This window comes from Vibrio sp. St2 (genome assembly GCF_947311885.1).
GTDB classification, from domain to species: domain Bacteria; phylum Pseudomonadota; class Gammaproteobacteria; order Enterobacterales; family Vibrionaceae; genus Vibrio; species Vibrio coralliilyticus.
The window spans coordinates 48855-70423 of sequence record NZ_CAMZNA010000002.1 but is presented as its reverse complement, the minus strand read 5'-3'; the positions used below and the strand labels follow the sequence as shown (position 1 = coordinate 70423).

Annotated in this window: 19 protein-coding genes; 6 read left to right on the top strand and 13 right to left on the bottom strand. The window is 44.6% G+C overall.

Annotation, left to right across the window (positions count from 1 at the left end; translation table 11 throughout):
- Positions 1-20: 20 nt before the first annotated feature.
- The 4 genes from QMA41_RS06925 to tesA form a co-directional block, all read right to left on the bottom strand.
- On the bottom strand, positions 21-1676 hold the full coding sequence (locus QMA41_RS06925; protein WP_281629223.1) for an ABC-ATPase domain-containing protein: 1656 nt from the start codon (positions 1674-1676) through the stop codon (positions 21-23).
- 72 nt (positions 1677-1748) lie between these two features.
- Positions 1749-3662: an EAL domain-containing protein gene (locus tag QMA41_RS06920; protein ID WP_171347848.1), complete on the bottom strand. Its 1914-nt coding sequence runs from the start codon at positions 3660-3662 to the stop codon at positions 1749-1751.
- A 236-nt stretch (positions 3663-3898) separates the two neighbouring features.
- The gene (gene fabV / locus QMA41_RS06915) at positions 3899-5083 is read right to left on the bottom strand and encodes an enoyl-ACP reductase FabV (RefSeq protein ID WP_281629222.1); all 1185 of its coding nucleotides are present in this window, start codon (positions 5081-5083) and stop codon (positions 3899-3901) included.
- Between the two features lie 73 nt (positions 5084-5156).
- Positions 5157-5756, bottom strand: a complete 600-nt coding sequence (tesA, locus tag QMA41_RS06910) for a multifunctional acyl-CoA thioesterase I/protease I/lysophospholipase L1 (protein ID WP_281629221.1) — start codon at positions 5754-5756, stop codon at positions 5157-5159.
- On the opposite strand from tesA, the gene QMA41_RS06905 reads away from it, so the two are divergent.
- From QMA41_RS06905 to QMA41_RS06895, 3 genes are all read left to right on the top strand, one after another.
- On the top strand, positions 5755-6429 hold the full coding sequence (locus QMA41_RS06905) for an ABC transporter ATP-binding protein (protein WP_172846549.1): 675 nt from the start codon (positions 5755-5757) through the stop codon (positions 6427-6429). The two genes, tesA and QMA41_RS06905, sit on opposite strands and share 2 nt — an antisense overlap.
- A complete protein-coding gene (locus QMA41_RS06900; RefSeq protein WP_281629220.1) occupies positions 6429-8870 on the top strand; it encodes an ABC transporter permease in 2442 nt (813 codons plus the stop codon). The genes QMA41_RS06905 and QMA41_RS06900 overlap by 1 nt, the downstream gene beginning before the upstream one ends.
- A gap of 289 nt (positions 8871-9159) precedes the next feature.
- On the top strand, positions 9160-10599 hold the full coding sequence (locus QMA41_RS06895) for an FAD-dependent oxidoreductase (protein WP_281629219.1): 1440 nt from the start codon (positions 9160-9162) through the stop codon (positions 10597-10599).
- A gap of 42 nt (positions 10600-10641) precedes the next feature.
- On the opposite strand, the gene QMA41_RS06890 is transcribed toward QMA41_RS06895, so the two are convergent.
- The 3 genes from QMA41_RS06890 to QMA41_RS06880 are packed head-to-tail and all read right to left on the bottom strand — an operon-like array spanning position 10642 to position 13029.
- On the bottom strand, positions 10642-11571 hold the full coding sequence (locus QMA41_RS06890) for a biotin-dependent carboxyltransferase family protein (RefSeq protein ID WP_198562190.1): 930 nt from the start codon (positions 11569-11571) through the stop codon (positions 10642-10644).
- Complete coding sequence (locus QMA41_RS06885) at positions 11571-12278, bottom strand: carboxyltransferase domain-containing protein (RefSeq protein ID WP_281629218.1); 708 nt, start codon at positions 12276-12278, stop codon at positions 11571-11573. Before QMA41_RS06885 ends, QMA41_RS06890 begins: the two co-directional genes overlap by 1 nt.
- 16 nt (positions 12279-12294) lie before the next feature.
- Positions 12295-13029: a 5-oxoprolinase subunit PxpA gene (locus QMA41_RS06880; RefSeq protein ID WP_281629217.1), complete on the bottom strand. Its 735-nt coding sequence runs from the start codon at positions 13027-13029 to the stop codon at positions 12295-12297.
- A 243-nt stretch (positions 13030-13272) separates the two neighbouring features.
- Between QMA41_RS06880 and galE the strand changes: the two genes are divergently transcribed.
- Positions 13273-14289 carry a UDP-glucose 4-epimerase GalE gene (gene galE, locus QMA41_RS06875; protein ID WP_281629216.1) on the top strand — a complete coding sequence of 339 codons (1017 nt, stop codon included), beginning with the start codon at positions 13273-13275 and terminating at the stop codon, positions 14287-14289.
- An 87-nt stretch (positions 14290-14376) separates the two neighbouring features.
- On the opposite strand, the gene QMA41_RS06870 is transcribed toward galE, so the two are convergent.
- From QMA41_RS06870 to napF, 6 genes are all read right to left on the bottom strand, one after another.
- Positions 14377-14514: a TIGR02808 family protein gene (locus QMA41_RS06870; RefSeq protein ID WP_006961048.1), complete on the bottom strand. Its 138-nt coding sequence runs from the start codon at positions 14512-14514 to the stop codon at positions 14377-14379.
- Between the two features lie 13 nt (positions 14515-14527).
- Positions 14528-15106 carry a NapC/NirT family cytochrome c gene (locus tag QMA41_RS06865; protein WP_006961047.1) on the bottom strand — a complete coding sequence of 193 codons (579 nt, stop codon included), beginning with the start codon at positions 15104-15106 and terminating at the stop codon, positions 14528-14530.
- Between the two features lie 29 nt (positions 15107-15135).
- Entirely contained in the window at positions 15136-15591 is a 456-nt protein-coding gene (locus QMA41_RS06860; RefSeq protein WP_019276633.1) for a nitrate reductase cytochrome c-type subunit, read from the bottom strand.
- 70 nt (positions 15592-15661) lie between these two features.
- Positions 15662-18151, bottom strand: coding sequence for a periplasmic nitrate reductase subunit alpha (gene napA, locus QMA41_RS06855; protein WP_006961045.1), 2490 nt, complete (start codon positions 18149-18151; stop codon positions 15662-15664).
- Positions 18148-18462, bottom strand: a complete 315-nt coding sequence (locus tag QMA41_RS06850) for a chaperone NapD (RefSeq protein WP_006961044.1) — start codon at positions 18460-18462, stop codon at positions 18148-18150. Before QMA41_RS06850 ends, napA begins: the two co-directional genes overlap by 4 nt.
- A gap of 18 nt (positions 18463-18480) precedes the next feature.
- Positions 18481-18960: a ferredoxin-type protein NapF gene (gene napF / locus QMA41_RS06845; RefSeq protein WP_021457138.1), complete on the bottom strand. Its 480-nt coding sequence runs from the start codon at positions 18958-18960 to the stop codon at positions 18481-18483.
- 246 nt (positions 18961-19206) lie between these two features.
- On the opposite strand from napF, the gene narQ reads away from it, so the two are divergent.
- The gene (gene narQ / locus QMA41_RS06840) at positions 19207-20940 is read left to right on the top strand and encodes a nitrate/nitrite two-component system sensor histidine kinase NarQ (protein WP_040121646.1); all 1734 of its coding nucleotides are present in this window, start codon (positions 19207-19209) and stop codon (positions 20938-20940) included.
- Entirely contained in the window at positions 20927-21559 is a 633-nt protein-coding gene (locus QMA41_RS06835) for a response regulator (protein WP_281629215.1), read from the top strand. Before narQ ends, QMA41_RS06835 begins: the two co-directional genes overlap by 14 nt.
- The last annotated feature ends 10 nt before the right edge of the window (positions 21560-21569 follow it).

The window sequence follows — 21569 nt, the reverse complement described above, 5'->3', positions numbered from 1 at the left end:
TTGAATAAGGCGCTTTTTGGTTAATTTGCTGATTTGAACTGCGATTTTCTCATTCGGTTCAATGCTGCCATCGCATCTATGGTGCGTGGTTTGGCCAAGTCACCCTGATTTGGCATGTTCTTAGACCAATCACCATCAAGCATTTGCTGTATTTCCTTCGCTGGGTTGTTCGACCAGCCTGGCAATTGTGCTAGCTGAAACCACAGCCAACCGATGGCGTTAATTTCAGAGCTAGATTCCAGCTGTTCCAGCGCAGACAGGTCGGTAAATTCTTTACCAAATCGTAAAGAGTCGACGCCCTTCGCTGAAACGCGGAATTTTCCGTCGGCGAGAATTTTTTGTAGAGCAGCTCGATTCAAAGATCTTGGTCGGAATGTGCTGAGCTCGCTTTCACACTCGTTGTTTCGTTCTGTTGGGTGTTGTTTTACAATTTGTCGTGCTTTTTCCGTTACATCGACGGCTTGATAATCGTGCATTTGAATCACAGTATCAGCCACGTCTAGATAGTCGCCGGAACCACCCATGACAATAACCGTTGATACTTCAAGTTCGTTACGCAGCTGGCCAATGCGGTCAACTAAAGGCGTGATCGGCTCGTCGCCCTTACTAACCAATGCTTGCATGCGCTCATCTCGGATCATGAAGTTTGTTGCGGACGTGTCTTCGTCAATCAGAATACCTTGAACGCCTGCCTCAATTGATTCCTGTAGCCAAGCCGCCTGAGAGGTGGAGCCTGATGCATCTTGCGTTGTGAAATCTTCGGTATCACGTTGCATTGGAAGATGATTGATATAGTTAGAAAGGTTGAGGCTATGTACACATCGGCCGTCTTCTGCCCGAATCTTCATCGCATTTAGATTCGTTACAATGCGCTCGCGGCCATCACCTGGAATATGGTTGTAAATGGAACGTTCTATGGCATTCAGAAGAGTAGACTTACCGTGGAATCCACCACCCACAATCAAAGTGATGCCTTTACGGATGCCTAAACCAGTGATTTCGCCTTGGTTTGGTGTTGCGATAGTCACCTGCAAAGACTCTGGTGCAGTCAGTGCGACCGCGTCTTTCATGGGTAAATCACAGTTACCAGCCACTCGAGGTAGAACAGAACCATTACCAACGAACGCAAGCAAGTTATACTCATCTAACTTACTGCGAATGAATTCTTGGTCTTCAACGATTTGACAGTGGTGCACTAGTGCTTCTTTATCCAGTTCACGCTCTAATGTGGCACGACGGATAAACTTAGGTAAGTGGAAGGTCAGGATGTTGTTTGTCTTTTTACCTAATACCGAGCGGCCTTCAGCTGGAAGATTAACGCGGAATCGAAGTTCGATACCTTCGTCTGTGAACAAGACAGACGTGCTATCCATGACCGTCTGACCAGTGAGAGCAATACTAACGCTGTTTTCTTGCTTGGCGAATTCAGCAAAACTACGTGCAATGAAATCACGTGCAGCCACTTGATAGGCTTCGGATGTTTCGCGTAGCCACTGTAAACCGGTTAGTGACCATGGTCTAACCGCTCTCACTCTTGATGCTGAAGCATAAGGGTCTGCCTGAACATAGTCGATGAAAAAGGTGTAATCGCCGAAGTCATATTGACCTTTTATCTGCTGATAAGCGCGATAGTTTTGTTTTTCGATTTTTTTGAGCGTGGCGGTTAACTGATCCATAAGGCATTCACAAGCGAGATAAAATAAAGGCGAGGATTATAAGAATCGCTCGCCACAGAGTAAAGGATTAAGCTACTGATAGGTAATGTTTGTATTCCCTGGGTAGTTTTGTCTCAGCAGGCCGGTTTCAAATTCATCGCATGGCATCGGTTTACCGTAAAAGTAGCCCTGACCATATTCACAGCCTTCACTAATAATGAAGTCTTCATGTGTTTCACTTTCAATACCTTCAACAGTTACAATTAAATTTAGTTTCTTAGCAACGTGAATGATTGAGCGCACAATCTCTTTGTCTTCTTCACTTTCATCCAGTTGTTGGACAAAGCTTTTGTCCACTTTGATAGCATCAAAGGGAAATTTTTTCAGATAATTGAACGAAGAATAACCAGTTCCGAAGTCATCAAGTGACAATGTCACTCCAAGGTTGTTTAATGCAATCAGAGTATTACGAGCCGTGACTTCATCAGCAATCAAACCACTTTCAGTTACTTCCAGTTCCAGAAATTTAGCTGGTAATTGATACGCATTGAGCAAATCTTCAATCTGCTCGATAAAGTGAGGGTTTTTCAACTGGATAGCCGATATGTTGACGGCGATTTTAAAATCGTCAACATACTCGGCCCATTCGGCTGCTTTTTGAATGGCTGCACGTAAAACAAAGCTACCAACTTCAAAAATGAGCCCATTCTGTTCAGCCATATGAATGAGCGTTTCATTAGAGATATCGCCGAGGATAGGGTGGCGCCAACGCAAGAGTGCCTCAGCGCCTGTCCATTTATGCGTAGTTGGTGACACTTTAGGTTGGAAATAGAGCAACAAGTCATCGTTACGAACCGCTTGAAGTAAATAGCTTTCCATCTGATTGATATGTTTCTGTATGTCGGCGATGGCTTGCGAGTAATAGCTAAACTTATGCCCCGAGTCTTTGCATGATTGCATCGCTTCAGAAGCGTATTTAAGTAAGCTTTTGGGGCAGAGTGTATCGTTTGTAGTGCTGATACCGATGTACGCATTGAGATGAAGTTTGTCGCCGTCAATATCAAACTCAGATTGACTCACCTCAACCAATTGGTGGCTGATCGAGTTTAAGTCGCTTTCGAGTTGAGACGATTCAAGTAGCAGCACTAGGTCGGTGGAAGTGGGACGAGCGGTCAGAAGTTGATACTGACTTAAATTGCCCAGCCTTTTACTATATTGGACTAAAACTGTCTCCCACGAGCTGTAGCCATATTTCGACTGAATCCTTCGACCATTTGTAAAGCCGATATGAATGGCCGCGGCTTGTAGTGAAGGACTGACACCTACATCTTTAATGAAGTGTTCCGCTTCGTGTTCAAGGGCGGAACGATTTAAAAATCCAGTGCCCAAATCGTGCCTCTGCTGATAACGGATCTTTTGTTCAGCGGCACGCCGTTTGTCTATTTCTTGGTTCAAAGAATAGTTGAGATCGACAAGATCCTGAGTGCGAGTGTGGACTCTGGATTTGAGCTCTAAATTGAGGTGTTTGAGCTTTTCATTTTGATATAGAGTTTTTAGCTGTGATTCTATGGAGTCTCGAAAGCTCTCAATCAGCTGTTGATAAGTTTCGGAAAAATGGTTTTCCTTGTTATCAAGCACACAGATTGTGCCGAACGTATCTCCATTCGGCCAGTTGATCGGCACGCCACAATAAGCCAGCATACCAAATTTAATATCTGGATTATCTTGCCATTGAGGGTCAATTTCGGCGTTCGGAACAATGAGTTGGCTCTGTTCATTAACCACGGTTTCACAATACAAGCCTTGTCCCAAGGTTTCTGAGTCACCGACGCGATATGGGTGTTGCCCGTTGTTGTTTGATGAGTACACTTCGATATGTTTAGGGTAAATACGCATAACTAATGCAGCAGGCACCGACACAATCTCAGCAAGCAGGTCGACAATATTTTGCCAACCACTGGTCATTTCGTCTGGAATGACCAAATTCGAAGTATTTATTTTTGACATACATTTTTTATCCCTGGCAGCTTCGCCTTCTAACCGGGCAATCCTAGCCCTTATGTTAATAATAGTCGCTATTTAGTCGGAAGCAGGAGAAGGGGCATGCTTGGGAGACAACCTTCGTTCTTATTATTAAGAAAGGCAGATGCTACGTTTAAAAAAGCGCCCTGTCAGTAAGGCAGGGCGCTTGTTGTACTAGTGTTTCAAAATTAAGACTCTCTTTAAGAGTATACGGCTAGTTGTTAAAACTCACTCAAATCAACGGGTTTGGTATAATCAATTTCGCTGAATCCGAATCCGTTAAGTTTTAAGAACTCTGATTTAAAGCCTGAATAGTCACCTAACTCTTTAAAGTTTTCAGCATTCATAAGCTCAAGAATGTCGATAACTTGTTGCTGGGTATCAGGATTAAGCTCCCAGTCATCCATTCGGATCAAACGCTCACTATCTAGAGGTACTGAATTATGAGTGTAGAGCTTGTCACTGAACAAACGGTGCATTTGCTCGACGCAGCCTTCATGGGTGCCTTTTCGTTTCATTACTTGATATAAAGCGAGAATGTAGGGTGTTAATCCCGGAATAAAGACGCTCGCTTTGGTGACTAGCGCTTTACACACTGTCGCATAAGCACCCCCACTGAAGTTTGCCATTTTGAGGTTTAAAGAATGGCTCGTCTGATGCAAGTCTATTTTGGCTCGTCCAAGTGTGCCATCAAGATAGATAGGGTGGGTTGCTTTTGGGCCTATATATGAGAAGGCAATGGTTTTGCATCCTTGAGCGATCGATTCGGAGTTAATGAGAGTGTCTATCCACATCTCCCAGTCTTCGCCTCCCATCACTTTTCGTGTGGACTCTGCTTCTTCTTCTGTAGCAGATGTAAGTGTTGCTTCAATCCATTGGTCGTGTTCGAGGGAAATGGACGCACCTGAAACGCTTTGACCGATAGGTTTAATTGTCGAGCGCCAGACATCTTGGCAATCGGGTTTAAGCCTCATGCCGCTTGCAACACTATAAATAACTAAATCCACTTCGCCTTCAAAATAGGTTTCAATGGCTTCTACAACTTCCGATTTTGTTTGTGGTGAAAAAGCGTCACCTTGAATATTGATCGCTAAACGACCTTCTTTTTGTGCGTGCTTTTTGAAAAAGGCGTTATTGAAATAGCCTGCAGAACCCACCGACTTCTCAGATGGCTCGCGTTCAAATGAAACCGAAATGGTATCTGCCTCTGCGCCTCCGAACGTCAACGCAATACGTGACGCGAGGCCGAGGCCCGACGAACCACCGATTATGAGTACGCGTTTAGGGCCGTTTTTGATCGGCTTGGCCTGGCTTGCGTATTCAATTTGTTGGAGAACAGATTGCTCGCATCCTAATGGGTGGGCAGAGCGAGCAATCACGCCGTCGATGATTGGTTCAATGATCATGGAAACATCCTTTTCAATACGGAGTTTCGCAACATTAACGTAAAGCTAGGTAAAGTTTATTGAGCTAGACCAATTAGAGGTGATTAATTAGCTCACTGGCAACGAATTCTGCTATCCAAGGTTGAGCGCTTGCTTTTGGATGGAGGCCATCGTCCATCATCCACTCAGGTTTGGTAATGACACCTTCGAGGAAAAATGGCAGTAACGGGACGTTAAGCTGCTTTGCTGTTTCTGGGTAAAGTGCAGAAAACGCCTGAGTGTAGCGTTTCCCGTAGTTAGGTAGCACGTGTATCTGCATCAATAATGGCTCTGAGCCAGCGTCACGTACCATACTGATCAGTTGAGTCAGGTTGCTCTGAATCAGGTTGGGTGGGAAACCTCGTAAACCATCGTTTGCACCTAACTCAATCAGTACCGAATCAGGTTGATGCTTTTTTAACAATTCAGGTAAACGTGCTAAGCCGTTACCTGTTGTGTCACCCGAAATACTACCGTTAATGACAGTCAGGTTTTTACCTTTCTTGGACATTACATCAGGTAATAATGTAGGCCATGCTTTTTCAATTGGCATCTGATAGCCTGCACTTAGGCTATCACCTAAAATCAAGAGCTTGGTCGCACTTGCTGGGTTAAAGAAGAAAAGAACAAATACAAAGGAAAGTAATCGAAACATGCATGCATCCGTAATTAAAGCTGAATCTCTATCCAAAGTAGTCTCTACTAATCAGGAACAATTAACAATCCTGGAAAATGTAAATCTTGACATCAAGGAAGGCGAGAGTATTGCCATTGTGGGTACTTCCGGAGCGGGTAAATCGACGTTAATGACCTTGTTAGCGGGTCTCGATACCCCAAGTTCGGGTGAAGTGCATTTACTGGGTAAAACGCTGAATACATTGAGTGATGAAGAGCGCGCAGCTATTCGAAGCGAATCCGTTGGTTTTGTATTTCAGAGCTTTTTGTTGATCCCAAGCCTCAGTGCATTAGAAAACGTGACCTTACCTTGCTTATTGAAAGGTGAAAACGAAGATGTTGAGCGTGCTAAAGCCTTGTTAGCATCGGTTGGTTTAGAACATCGAATTCATCATTCGCCATCACAATTGTCTGGTGGTGAGCAGCAGCGCGTGGCTCTTGCCCGTGCATTTATGGTTCAGCCTAAAGTACTGTTCGCCGACGAACCAACCGGTAATTTAGATCAGCAAACAGCAGCCAAAGTGGTAGAACTGCTTTTCGAACTAAATAAACAGCACGGGACGACTTTAGTGTTGGTCACCCATGATATGAAGCTCGCGGAACTGTGTGATCGCCGTGTTCATATTCAGTCGGGACATCTGGAGGAATCGTGATGGGAACGACCAATTCTCCAACCCTAAATCGACGACTCTTTTTTTGGAGTCTAAGTGAAATTAGACATGGTCAGCTCTGGCCAGTTTCTATTGCTTTGACTTTGATCATCGCCTGTATTTTTGCGCTAACGGCCCTCGCAGAACGAATGGAGCAGGTTGTCGTTAAACAGGGAAAGGAGGCATTGACGGCTGACACTGTTTTTGCGACAGCTAATCCAATACCCGATACGCTCTACAAAGCTACCAATGACGCAGGGCTCGTAACTTCAACTCAAACTCGCTTTGCAACCATGGCGTTTAGCGATCAGAGTATGAAACTGATTACGGTGAAATCCGTCGACAGTGCTTATCCGTTGCGTGGTGAGATGGTGCTGTCAGATGACCAACAAGAGTTCAACACTGTTAAGCCTGGAGAGTTATGGCTTGATGAACGACTTTTCTCTCAATTGGATGTTACCATTGGTGACAGTGTCACTGTTGGTGATGCTGACTTTACCGTTACTGGACGTATTATTGAAGAGCCCGGCTTAAGCTTTAATCCTTTCCAGCAGATGCCCTCAGCATTTATCCATAATTCTGATTTAGACAAGACCGGTGCAGTTCAGTTAGGAAGTCGAGTCCGTTTTAGCCTATTTATTAATGGTGAAGAATCCGACATTGAGCAGGTCAAACAGTCAATTGAACTGACTCCTAGTGACCGATGGCGTGATCAAAATAGCGCTAGTCGAACCAACGAAGTGTTTCAGCGCACTGAACAATACCTTTCCTTGACGGTGGCGATTGTTGTCATCATGGCAGCAACTACTTTAGTTTTGACCTGCCAGCATTATGTGGCGACACGTCGGAAAACGATCTCAATGCTTAAAAGCCTAGGGGCAAGTAAGCGATGGATCAGCCGTTGGCTAGGTATGCAGGTAGTGATCTTGCTAACCAGTGCATCTGTTATCGGAGTCATAATTGGTATCGCGTTAGAATACCTGCTTCGCATACCGCTTGTGGATTTGCTACCCAATCCTCTACCGAGTTATGGGTTGCAACCTGCATTTCTATCTATTATCACCAGTATTCTAATCGCTGTCCCTGCATTGGGTATTCCTCTGCTAAGTCTTTTGAATGTCAGTGCAGTAGATGTTATGCAACCCCAGGCGACAACCAAAAAGGGGCGTAAAACAAGCTGGCTGATATTAGTGCCGATTGTGCCAATGCTGTTTGTTTATCGAGAAAACACGCTGGTTTGGATCGTTCTAGGGGGCATGATTGCTTTATTTGCTGCGCTTGCAGTCGTGAGCTTAATTGTCACCAGAATGTTGGGTCGTCTTCCGTTGTCGACGTCATTCAAACTTGCACTAAGTCGAATTAACCGCTCGTCGCTTGCTACAGGCATCCAATTCGGCGCGCTGGCGCTGTCGTTAATGTTGTTGGCCGTTATGTGGCTGGTTCGCACCGACTTGTTGTCTGATTGGCAAAAAACGATTCCTGAAAATGCGCCAAACGCGTTTGCTCTGAATATCGCTCCATATGAAAAAGACGCTTATTTGAGTGTGTTAGATGAGCATGAGATAGAGCGCTCAAGAGACTACCCAATTATTCGTGGGCGTTTGACTGAAATTAATGGCATTGATGCGAAAGAACAGGCCCAAGGAGAAGAGGGCAGTGACGTATTGAGACGAGAGATTAACTTTACCTTCGGTACAGAAAACCCGGAACATAACACTATTCTACAAGGAGAATGGTCTGAGAGTAATGGTGTATCTGTTGAATCGGATGTCGCTGAAGACTTTAATCTCAAGCTGGGAGATGAGCTTAAGTTCGTGATCAACAGCCAGGTTGTTACTGCGAAAGTAAATAGCATTCGCCATGTTGAATGGCGTGATATGAAGCCGAACTTTTATTTCATCTTCACACCTGATGTTTTAGAAAGCATCCCTGCGACATACTTAGTGAGCTTTAGGGTAGAAGACCAGCACAATGGAGTGTTGAATGAACTATCCAGAAGTCATCCTACGGTTAGTTTGATGGATATACGCAGTATGGGCGCAAAAATACAGGAACTGCTCACGCAAATTGTCTGGTCGATTACGGTACTTGCCGCATTAGGCGTGATTGCCGGTGTGTTGTTGATATTCACTTTGTTACGCCTGAGTTTGGGCCAGCGACAATCTGAAATTCAGCTCTACCGCACATTGGGCGCAAGTAAAAAGAGAGTAACCAGAACCATTTGGGCCGAATATGGATTAATGGCGCTTGTGGCTGGGTTGATAGCTACAATTGGCGCAGAAGCTGTTGTAGGGGGCATTATGTCATTTGGATTTGATCTTTCTCCCAACCTTCATTTTTCACTCTGGTTTGCACTTCCTTTGGTGACTTTTTGCACACTTGCGCTGGTTGTGAACAGTCTGATAAAACGGCTGCTAGTCCCTATAAATAAAGAGTTTAACTAACTCACCAGTGGCTAAGTTATCCAGTTATCCACAAAAACAGTGGATAAAGTTTGGGATAACTTAGCCTGTAGATAACTCCTTATTTCCTCCGAAGCCAATAAGCATAATGTTTAGAGGATTTTTGTTATTCACAGCGGCAATTTTTCTTCTTTTCACAAGATATGAGTCAAGAGTTTTTTTTCATTTTTTTTACTTGAAATTGTCACATTTATCCCCTTCAAAAAATGTGATTTTCTTGGGCGCACAAACTCAGTAAAATGTGCTGAGAATGAATAAATTAGCAACATAAATGCAGTCTGATAATACTAAAGTTGATACGCCTACTGTCGCTGTAATCGGTGGAGGCATCGCGGGTTCGACCGCAGCCTTGCACTTGGCAGAAATCGGTATAAATGTTGTGTTGCTTGAAAAAGGCAAAACTTTAATCAGTGGCCCACCAATTTGTCATTTACATGCTGGTGGAAATTTGTACAGAGAGATCTCGACCTCTCAGTGCATCGAGCTGTTAAAACAGTCCATCGAATCTGTTCGCCTTTATCCACATACCATTAATCGCCGTCCTACCGTCATTGCTGTCCCTTACAGTGATGGTGGTAGCCCTGAAGAGTTGTATGAACGATTAATTACGATACAACGATGCTATCAGGAGTTGGTAGATTCGGATCCATCGAATGAAGTCTTGGGAAAACCTTGTGACTATTACAAGTTCTATGGCAGAGACGAATTGGAAGAGCTTGCCAGCCGTACTCAACCTGAACACCCCAAACATGTCGATGACTGGATGATCCCTTTCGCGAAATCAGCGGACTTGGAATCTTTGAAGTTTCCTGTTGTGGCTGTTCAGGAACATGGTTGGAGCGTATTTCGTATTGCTGCATCCGCGACGTTAGCGCTTGAATCAATCAACAACTGCGAGCTGTTAACAGAAACACAGGTTATCGGTCTCGACAATACTGAGACAGGCTGGCGTGTAGAGTGTATGAATGCACAAGGGCAACAATCTGTTTTGGATGTTGACTACTTGATCAATGCTTGTGGATACGAAACAGGAAACATTGACGATTTAGCACAAAAACCGAGAAATCGATTGGTCGAGTTCAAAGCAGCTTATGTCACTCGTTGGGACGAATGTAACGAACTCTGGCCAGAAGTAATTTTCCATGGCCCGAGAGGTACGCCAAAGGGCATGGCGCAGTTAACGCCGTACCCTAATGGTGTATTCCAATTACATGGTATGACGAAAGACATCACCTTATTTGATGACGGTTTGGTTGCTTCCGGTGAGCAATCTTCTCAGCCAACGCTTCCTCTTAGGTTAAGAAGAAAAATTCAACAAGGTTGGGATGAACCTGTTGTATTGGAGCGCACGAGACGCGCTATTGAACACATGGCTAATTTCGTACCGGACTACAAGACCGCTCATGAGTTTGGTACTCCCTTGTTTGGAGCTCAGCAGATTCCTGGATCAGATGAGACCCTTCGAGCGGCAGATGTCACCTTCGAAGGACAACACTATGCAAGGATCGAAGTAGTTAAGGGTTCTTCCGCTCTAGAAGCCGCCACCAAGCTAGTTGAAGAATGGGCGTTATTTGATTACCAAGGGGCATCTATTGAGTCTATGCATCCTGTGAGTATGGCATTGGATCCGAAAGTGATTGAATCCAAAGCGGAGGAATTGGCAAAAATGCGAGATTATCCGCCAGAACTTGCCAAAGTTTATGGTCAATAATGAAAAAGCTCCCGAAATTGGGAGCTTTTTCACTAATATCGGTTAGTAGCCAAAGAATCTTGCCCATTGGCACCAAACATCTTGCAACCCCAATAGATCACCTCTGACAAAGCGAACTTTCTGTCCTGGCTTGGCTTGAGCGAGTCTGGGAAGGTCAATGCGCGCAACGCAACCAATCTTGGGGTAGCCACCAATCGTTTGTCTGTCATTAAGCAGAATGATGGGTTCCCCATTAGGTGGGATCTGAATTGCGCCAAGCGCAATGCCTTCGCTGAGGTATTCTTTGTTAGGCGGGCTGATTTTAGCATCACATAGTCGGTAGCCCATCCGGTCTACCAACTGACTGACAGTAAATTCCTGTTTGTAGAGGGAGTTTATTGCATCTTGTGAAAAATCACCCACTTGATAGCCTTCAATAACGCGTAGCTCTAGCGGCAAGTTGTAGTCTGGCTTATAACGGAAAGTCATTTGCAGTGACTTTTCCCTCACCTCATGAGGCTCGAAACCAATGATTTCACCTGCTTGTATTGGTTGACCTGACTGAGTGCCCCCGAGTTGATCTCTAGTGACGGTGGCGCAGCTACCAAGTTGAGTTTGAACCTTAAAACCGCCTTTTACGGCGAGATAACTTCTTAACCCGTTCTTTGGCAAAGAAAAGGTCAGAGTTTGCCCCTGGCGTGCAACAAACGTAGACCAGTTTTCAATCGCTACACCGTCAAGGCGGGCATTAAGGTCTCCACCAGTGATGGCCATTTCGCATTTTGAATGAATGAGAAATTCGGCCTGACCAAGAGTAATCTCTAGAGAAGGACAATTGGTGGTATTGCCCAATAGGTGATTCGCCCAGCTGTAAGCATAGTCATCGACAGGGCCACCTTGCGTAATACCAAAGTGAGCCAGTCCGAATCGACCAAAATCTTGGATGAGCGTTTGCTGACCGGGTTTAATTACAGTAATTGCATTGCTATTCATCACTGCCACCCCTTGGCGATACGCCCGCCTAAACGAAGAAACTCATCACCGGAAATTGGTTTAAAACGAACTTTGGTGCCAATAGAGAAGGGCAATATTGGCGAGCTGTCTGGTGTGTAGAGATTTACTGGACAGTTACCAATAATATTCCAGCCACCGGGAGACTCTGCGGGGTAGATAGCTGTATTGGAATTGGCGATACCGACACTGCCTTTTGGCAACTTAACTCTTGGTGAAGACTTTCTAGGTAAGCGGAGTGATTCATTTACCGAAGTTAAAAACGCAAAGCCTGGTGCAAAACCAATGGCTCCTACCGTGTATTCCTGAGTGCAATGCAGGTCAATCACATCGTCGAGCTTTAGCCCTTGATCGTAGTAATAAGCTAAATCTGGGCCGACATCGTCATGATAATAGACGGGCAGTTCGATGTGTTGTGAGTCAGAATCATCAGGAAGCGCTTTAATGGCTTCTGTTACCAGTTTTTCCAAATAAGGCACAAATTCAAATATTGAGACTCGATGAGGCAGGTAGTCAATCAGGATTGAATCAAACGAAGGGGTCACGTTCATTATCATGGCCCCAAGTTGATTACTCAGATACTGACTTATCTCTCCAATTAAGAGAGATAGCTTGTGGCTTGGTTCTGCCTCAAAATGGATGAGTATTGAACATTCAGCAACGGGATCTACAGATGTTTCGATATTCACTCATGATCTCCTTAGGCTAAAGGACGTTTCGTATTTTCTGAATCATTTTAATCGCGTGCTCGTTGTCGCCATGAACACAAATCGTGTCAGCTTCAATAGGGATTAAAAAGCCGTCAATGGTTCTCACCTTTCCGTAGTGCACAATCTGTTTGATTTGATCGAGTATGTCTTCTTCTTTATGCAATACGGCACCAGGCATTGAACGCGGAGACAATGAACCATTTGATAGATAGGCGCGATCGGCAAATGCTTCGAATAGAACAGGAAGTTCATACTTGTCAGCAATATCCAAATGTTTTTCGCTATCATTAATGGCCAGCATCATTAGCGGTACATCAAAACACGATACAGCATCTGCAACAGCATCAAATATTGAAATATCTCGCATCATGTCGTTGTATAGAGCACCATGTGGCTTAACGTAGCCGATTTGCGCGTTATGGCTTTCTGCTAAGGATTTAAGCGCGCCTACCTGGTAGATAAGCATGTTGGTGATTTCTTCTGTAACCATCGGAATGGAACGTCGACCAAAGCCTTGTAAATCTGGGTAGCTCGGATGAGCACCTATTTGAGTGTCATGCTCAATTGCCAGTTTAATCGTATTGGACATAATCTGAGGATCGGAGGCGTGAAACCCGCAAGCAATGTTTGCCATGTCTACCCAAGGCATGACCGCTTCATCGTTGCCCATACGCCAAGAGCCAAAGCTTTCACCCATATCGCAATTCAGTGTAATAGAACGCTTTGTCATTGAATCCATTCCAACATTCATCTATTGAGTCAACATGTTATAAAAATAACAAACAATCAATGATCTATTTCATTATTTTGCCAACGCTAAGCCTATTTATTGCTTTTATTGTAAGCATCTTGTTCTTATGGTTCGCTTAAGGCGTCTAGGAGCGGAATTAGCGGTTTGATTCTCATTAATAAGCTATGTTTTAACATGAAGATTCGTTAGTATTTGCACCAAACTTATCAGAAGGTTAGGGATATGAACGTACTGGTTACAGGCGGTATGGGCTACATAGGCAGCCACACATGTATACAAATGATCGAAGCAGGGATGACATCTGTAATTTTCGACAACCTATACAACAGTAAAAAGAGTGTTCTCAAAAGAGTAGAACAAGTCACAGGTGTGGCGCCATCCTTCATCGAAGGGGATATTCGTGACAAGCAGGCGCTTGTAGCGGTAATGAAAGCGCATCAGATCGACGCTGTGCTCCATTTTGCTGGTTTGAAAGCTGTAGGTGAGTCAGTAGAGAAGCCGCTCGAATATTACGATAACAACGTTAATGGTACGTTGGTACTTGTCGATGCTATGCGTGAAGTTGGCGTCAAGTCTATTGTCTTTTCATCTTCCGCTACTGTTTATGGTGACCCTGCAAGTGTGCCAATTACTGAAGATTTCCCTACCAGCGCGACGAACCCATATGGTCGTAGTAAGTTAATGGTGGAAGAGTGTCTGACGGATTTTCAGAAAGCGAATCCAGACTGGAGCGTTACGCTACTTCGATATTTCAACCCAGTAGGCTCACATCCATCAGGTCATTTAGGTGAAGATCCTCAGGGTATCCCAAATAACCTAATGCCTTTTGTTTCTCAGGTAGCGGTTGGTCGACGTGAATGTTTGTCTGTATTTGGTGATGATTACCCAACTAAAGACGGGACGGGAGTTCGTGATTACATTCACGTGATGGACCTCGCAGATGGCCACGTAGCGGCGCTAAAGAAAGTCGGTCAGAAAGAAGGTTTGCATGTCTACAACTTAGGTACTGGTAACGGTTACAGTGTCCTAGATATGGTTAAAGCCTTTGAGTTGGCATCTGGTAAGCAGGTGCCTTATCAAATCGTCGAACGTCGTCCTGGTGATATCGCTGAATGTTGGGCAGACCCTTCCAAAGCAATGCGTGATTTGGAGTGGAAAGCGGATCGTACATTGGAAGAAATGACCACTGATACGTGGCGTTGGCAGTCCAATAATCCTCAAGGGTATCCAGACGCATAACTTATCGTTACAAAGAAGAAAGCCACCGCAAGCGGTGGCTTTTTTATGCATTATACAAAATAGGCAAAATTGACAATGCGGATGAGGTTAATCCACCTCTTTATCTTTGCCCAGCGAGAGTAGCCAGACAGAGATTGCGGCGACAACGGCAAAGCCAGACAAGATAATAAAAGGCATCGCGCCGTAGCCCAAGATATGCCAGATAACTGATTCTAAAGTACTCATGTATTAGTGGCTCCTATTGCCAGCCTTCAACGCCATGCATGTCAGGAAGTTTGTGAGCAATGCCTTTATGACAGTCTACACAAGTTTTTTCACCTGAAGCCAGAGCTGTGGAGTGTTGTTTAGCACTACGTGCGCCTTGTTCTGAAAAATCCATATATTCGAACTCGTGGCAGTTTCGACACTCTAAAGAGTCATTCTTTTTGAATCGAGCCCATTCCCGTTCGGCCAAGTGAGCTCGGCGTTCTTTGAATTTTTCCGGAGTATCAATAGTTCTCAGCACGTAATGTGCAAACAGCTCTTTAGATGCCTGTACTTTACGAACGATCTTGTCTGTCCACTCATGTGGAACGTGACAGTCTGAACAAATAGCACGCACTCCTGAGCGGTTAGAGTAGTGAATCGTTTCTTGAATTTCTGCGACAATAGGGGCATGACAACCAGAACAAAATTCCTCTGTGTTGGTTGCTTCCATACCCGTGTTAAATGCGCCCCAAAACAGAAGGCCACCAGCAAAGCCCATAAATAAAACGACACCAACGGCTGTTTTACTTGGGGATGCTAGTCTCTTCCAAAACGCTTTCAATAATTTCATAGATAGCCTCTTACTTACTCACGTAGTACTTACTTAAGTGAATCAACACTCTTGAAGTCGTTCTCAATTAAAGGCTGAGCATTTGCTTGAGGAACATGACATTGAAGACAGAAGTAACGACGAGGAGACATATCCGCCAGAACTGCATCTTCACGGTTTACGTAGTGAGTTACACTAATCTTCGTTGCACCCATCTCTTTGGCATTCTTCCAGCTATGGCATGAAAGACATTTATTTGCGTTCAATGAGACTTCGTAACCACGAATGTTATGAGGAATCAAAGGTGGTTGATAAACATAGCTGCTATCAAGCGCCTGTTCGCGAGGATATTTCTTGAAATCATCAGCAGGGCGAGTCGCTTCTAGTTCACTAACACCGCGTAGTGATTCAAGACCACCAATACCACCTGGGTTTTCAAGTTCAGCTACTGCAAAACCGCTGACTAAAGCACCAACAGATAACAGTGCAATAAGTAATTTTTTCATCTTACATTCTCCGCCTTTTGGCTAAATTCTTATCTGCGGTCGCCCGTAAGAGCGACCGACGCTTTCTGGTTTATGCAACTTTGGTGATCTTGACAGGACACTTCTTGAAGTCGGTCTGTTTAGACAGAGGGTCCGTTGCGTCAAGGATCAATTTGTTGATCAGGATGCGTGCATCAAAGAATGGTACGAATACCAAGCCTTTAGGTGGGCGGTTACGACCACGTGTTTCAACACGAACACGTACTTCTCCGCGTTTGTTGGCGATAAGTACTTCTTCGCCTCGACGTACACCGCGAGCTTTTGCATCTTCAGGGTGCATGTAGCACACGGCATCAGGAACAGCTTTGTAAAGCTCTGGAACGCGGCGTGTCATCGTTCCTGTGTGCCAGTGCTCTAGTACACGGCCCGTACATAGCCAGAGGTCGAACTCTGAATCTGGCACTTCTGGTGGCGCTTCGTATGGAGCAGAAATAATCAGTGCTTTACCATCAGGTTTACCGTAGAAGTCCCAACCACTTCCTGCTTTCGCATACGGATCTGAACCTTCTTTGTAGCGCCAAAGTGTCTCTTTACCATCAACAACAGGCCAGCGTAAACCGCGAACCTGGTGATAAACATCATACGGTGCTAAATCGTGTCCATGACCTCGACCAAAGGCCGCGTACTCTTCGAATAGGCCTTTTTGTACGTAATAGCCGAAGTGGTGAGCATCATCGTTCAACTCACGAGCTTCTTCAATAGGGAATTTATTGATTACGCCGTTAGCAAACAGCATGTCGTACATGGTTTTTCCACGGTACTGCGGTGCTTTAGCTAGCTGCTCTTCCGTCCACACTTCTTCCATCTTGAAGCGTTTTGAGAATTCCATCACCTGCCAAAGGTCAGACTTCGCTTCGCCGACGGTATCCACTTGCTGGTACCAAGCTTGTGTACGACGCTCTGCGTTACCATAAGCACCTTCTTTTTCAATCCACATTGCTGTTGGAAGAACAAGGTCAGCTGCTTGTGCTGTTGCTGTTGGGTATGGGTCAGAGCAAACGATGAAGTTTTCTGGGTTACGGTAGCCCGGTAAACGCTCGCCGTTAATGTTCGGGCCTGCTTGCATGTTGTTGTTACACATTACCCAGTAAGCATTAAGTTTGCCGTCGCGAAGCATGCGGTCTTGAACGACTGCGTGGTAACCCGGTTTAGGAGGAATGACGCCATCTGGAATGTTCCAGATACCTTCTGCAATCTTACGGTGCTTAGGATTTGCAACCACCATGTCTGCAGGTAGACGGTGTGCAAAAGTACCCACTTCACGAGCTGTACCACACGCTGAAGGTTGGCCTGTTAGAGAGAATGGGCTATTACCTGGTGTTGCGATTTTACCGGTTAGAAGGTGAATATTGTAAATCAGACTGTTCATCCAGACACCACGAGTATGTTGGTTCATACCCATAGTCCATAAAGACATTACTTTAGTGTCTGGATCCGCATATTGTTTCGCTAACTCAATCAGTTTCTCTTCAGAAACACCTGACATTTCAGAAGCTTTTTCTACCGTATACGGCGCTACAGACTTTTTGTACTCTTCAAATGAAATTGAAGACATTTTGCCTGAGTTCGGATTAGCAGCTGCCATCTGCAATGGATCATCATCACGCAGACCGTAGCCAATGTCGGTCGCAGCCTGTTTGAAATTGGTGTGCTTGTTAACAAAATCCCAGTTAACCGCATCAGTTTCAATGATGTAGTTTGCGATAAAGTTAGCAATAGCCAGATCAGATTGTGGCTCGAAAATGTAACCTTTGTCTGCTAGCTCAAAAGAACGGTGATAGTACGTAGACAGTACATTCACTTTAACATGTGGGTGGCTTAGACGACGGTCAGTGATACGAGTCCATAAAACAGGGTGCATTTCTGCCATGTTTGAACCCCAAAGAACGAAAGAGTCTGCGTTCTCGAAGTCATCGTAACAGCCCATAGGCTCATCAATACCAAATGTACGCATAAACGCACCAACAGCAGAAGCCATACAGTGACGTGCGTTTGGATCGATATTGTTTGAACGGAAACCGGCTTTCATCATCTTAGCGGCAGCGTAGCCTTCCATTACAGTCCACTGACCGGAACCGAACATGCCAACACCAGAAGGGCCTTGTTTTTTCAGTGCTTCTTTCCATTTTTCGGCCATGACATCGAATGCTACATCCCACGAAACTGGAGCGAAGTCACCATCCTTATGGAACTTACCATCTTTCATACGAAGTAACGGCTGAGTCAGACGGTCTTGTCCGTACATGATCTTCGATAAGAAGTAACCCTTGATACAGTTAAGGCCTTTGTTAACAGGCGCTTCTGGGTCACCTTGAGTGGCTACCACTTTGCCGTTTTGTGTACCTACAAGAACGGAACAGCCAGTACCACAGAAACGACAAGGTGCTTTGTCCCATGTGATTTTTGTTTGGTCTGAGCTAGCAATCAGGTTGGTAGCAGAAGCTGGTAGAGTGATACCTGCGACCGCTGCTGCTGATGCTGCTGCGTTTGCTTTCACAAACGCACGTCTTGTCATCTTCATACTTCACCCTCGGTTTGGGAATATTGAGTTCCAGTGTTTTTATTTTTTGATTCGTCTTCTTCCAGCTCAGTCTCGATTTGGTGATAAACCAGTACTGTGCTCAAAACGTTCGGTAAGTTGTTAATAGCTTCGATGGTGTCAGTAATGAATCCCTGGTTTTCGGTTTCCAGAACCACGACAATTTTTCCTTCCGGACTATCACCGTAGATCTCGGCATTACTGAATGCTTCAATCTGAGACTTAATCTCAGTCAGGTGCTCAGGTGACACGTGTACCACTAAGCTAGAAATATGCACTTCGTTAAGTGACATAGATATCTTCCGTTCTTATTAAAAATTGCTCACATTGATGGATGAAGTAGGGCACACAGAAACACATGCGCCACAGCCGTTACACTCATCAAGGTTTAAAATGGGTTGTGCTACTTTGCCAACTTCTAATTTGAATGTGATTGCCATGGGCTCGCACATATCGCCACAAGTACGGCAATCAACGTTTTGTTTTGCTAAACAGCCCTCGTTAATAGTAGCTTTCGCTCCCCAAGGTTGCTCAGTTTTTGGGTTAAACAAGGGTTCAGGACAAGCGTCTGCACATTGATAACAAAAGGTGCATTCATCGACAGAAAAATCGACTTGAGGAAAACCGCCATCCCCTTTGACTATGATTTGAGTTTCGCAAGCGTCTACGCACTTGCCACATCTAGTGCATTGGTCAGTGAAAAAAGTAGGCTGCGATAGCCAAGGCAGATACAGTTCATTATCTTCCAGCTTCTTTCTTGAGAAAAAACGTCTTTTTGAAAGGTCGACCACTACGCTACCTAAAGTTGATGAAACCTAAACTAACCATAGCTCACATTTCTTATTAATAATTTGTCATTTAACCTCACACAAATTGTAGTTTTTGACATATTTGTATAAATACCCCTTAGGGGTTAAATAGAGGTGCTTCTTGTTTTAGATCAATAAATTCCGGAACATTTGATCAGATATTGTCTTCGTCAATATATAAAACTATAAATAGTGATATTGCGCCAAAAGGCGTGTGCAGGAGAGTGAGTGTTTAAAAGTGTGAAGAAATCGGTGACGAGTACGATTGCGAAAGCGATGGTGCTCATTTTGTCGTTATCGATAGCAACAACTAGCTTTGCGATCATTACCTTAGCGTCGAGTTTAAATGACGCGGAAGCGGTGAACGTTGCAGGTTCGATGCGTATGCAAAGCTATCGGCTAGCGCATGACATTCAGATCATGTCAGTCGACTATGCGGCGCATATAGAGATGTTTGAGCGCTCGATCTACTCACCTTCCATGAAAGCGCTTCAAAGCTGGACAGTTCCTGAAGACATAACGCACGACTATTACCGTTTGATTATCCGATGGCATGAACTCAAGGAAGTACTCGGTAGTCATGACAGAGAACGCTATCTCATTCTTGTAGCAGGTTTTGTTAATCAAATTGACGCCTTTGTGTTTAAACTGCAAAGCTTCTCTGAACAAAAGTTGATCAAGCTGGCTTGGGCTGGCGGTATGGGCTTAGGTGGGATACTGATTGTCAGCATTTTTGTCGTTCATTACATCCGCAAGCAAATCGTTAAGCCTCTTAATGCCCTGGTGACGGCAAGCGAGCAGATACAGTCTCGCTCATTTGATGTATCTCTCAATGTCTCCAGCGATAACGAAATGGGTATTCTGACCCGTACTTTTAATAATATGGCTGCGGATCTCGGTAAGCTTTACCGTGGTCTTGAGCACGCAGTCAATGAGAAAACCCAGAAACTTCAACATGCGAATGATTCCCTTCAGGTTCTTTATAACTCTTCTCAGGAGTTAACCGCATCAAGGATCACCCAAGAAAATTTTGAAGCGATACTTCAGCACCTTGCTAGTCTTGAAGGTATAAGGGCAGTCAGATTAGAGATAAGAGAAAAAGGTGAGAAAACCCTGACTCTCACTGAAGGTGAGGAATGTTCAGGCTGTGATTCAGACTGCCAGCGGAAAACATTATCCCTTGATGGCCAAGAGCTTGGCACCTTGTATTGGAAGGTCGTTCTACCGTGTCCTGATCCTGCGTTGATTGATAACTTTGTCCAGATAATTTCTCGCGCTATTTACTATAATCAAGCCCAGAGACAAGCTGAACAATTATTGCTGATGGAAGAAAGGGCAACGATAGCGCGTGAACTGCATGATTCACTGGCTCAAGCACTATCGTATTTAAAAATTCAGGTTTCTCTGTTAAAGCGTGGTATGAGCAAATTGCCAGCGTCTGAACAACTGGAAAAAACTCAGCCGATCTTGTTGGAGCTCGATACTGGTCTTTCTTCCGCGTACACTCAGCTCAGAGAGCTGTTGACGACGTTCAGACTGACAATCAGAGAGGGTAGCTTCGGTAACGCTTTGCAAGAGATGACAGAGCAACTGGGAGAACAAACGGAATCAAATATCGTCCTGATTAACGAACTTTCATCAATTGAATTAGATGCAAACCAACAAGTGCACTTGTTGCAATTAATCCGTGAAGCAACCATCAATGCAATTAAGCATGCGCAAGCTTCAACGATAGAAATTAGATGCTGCGAGAGCGACACCGCCGTTACCGTGTCAGTGAAAGATAATGGTGTGGGTTTTGACAAGGGTGTTGAAAAAGTAAACCACTACGGTTTGAACATTATGCAGGAGCGAGCTTCGCGTCTGAATGGCCAGTTACAAGTGATAACTGCTTTACATTCTGGCTGTGAAATTTTATTAGAATATCCAAAGATTAAGGAACATAACATTGACAGAGTGTAGAGTATTGCTGGTGGATGACCATCCACTAATGAGAAGAGGTATTAATCAGCTATTAAGCTTTGAAGATGAGTTCACTGTAGTCGCTGAATCCAGCAATGGTACGGATGCAGTCGCACAAAACCACGAACATAAGCCTGACTTAATCTTACTGGATCTCAATATGAAAGGCATGTCCGGGCTAGATACTCTCAATGCTCTGCGCGCTGACGAATGTGACGCTACCATTGTTATCCTGACAGTCTCTGATAGCCCTGGTGATATTGAAGCTATCGTCAAGGCTGGCGCGGATGGTTACCTACTCAAGGACACTGAGCCTGATGAGTTGGTCGAGCTGTTGAAATCATCGTTACAAGGTAACAAAGCGTATAGCAAAGAAGTCGCTAAATACCTGGTTGAAAGAGAAAACATAAGTGATGTGTTTGACGACCTTACCGATCGCGAAATGCAGATTTTGAGAGAGGTCGCAAAGGGCTATCGCAACAAACAAATCGCGGATAGCTTGTTCATTTCTGAGTCTACAGTGAAGGTTCACATGAAGAGCTTGCTAAAAAAACTTAAGGTTCCATCGCGTACCGCGGCAACTGTTTTGTATCTTGAGCGTTACGGCGAAATAAAATAATTGATTTTAG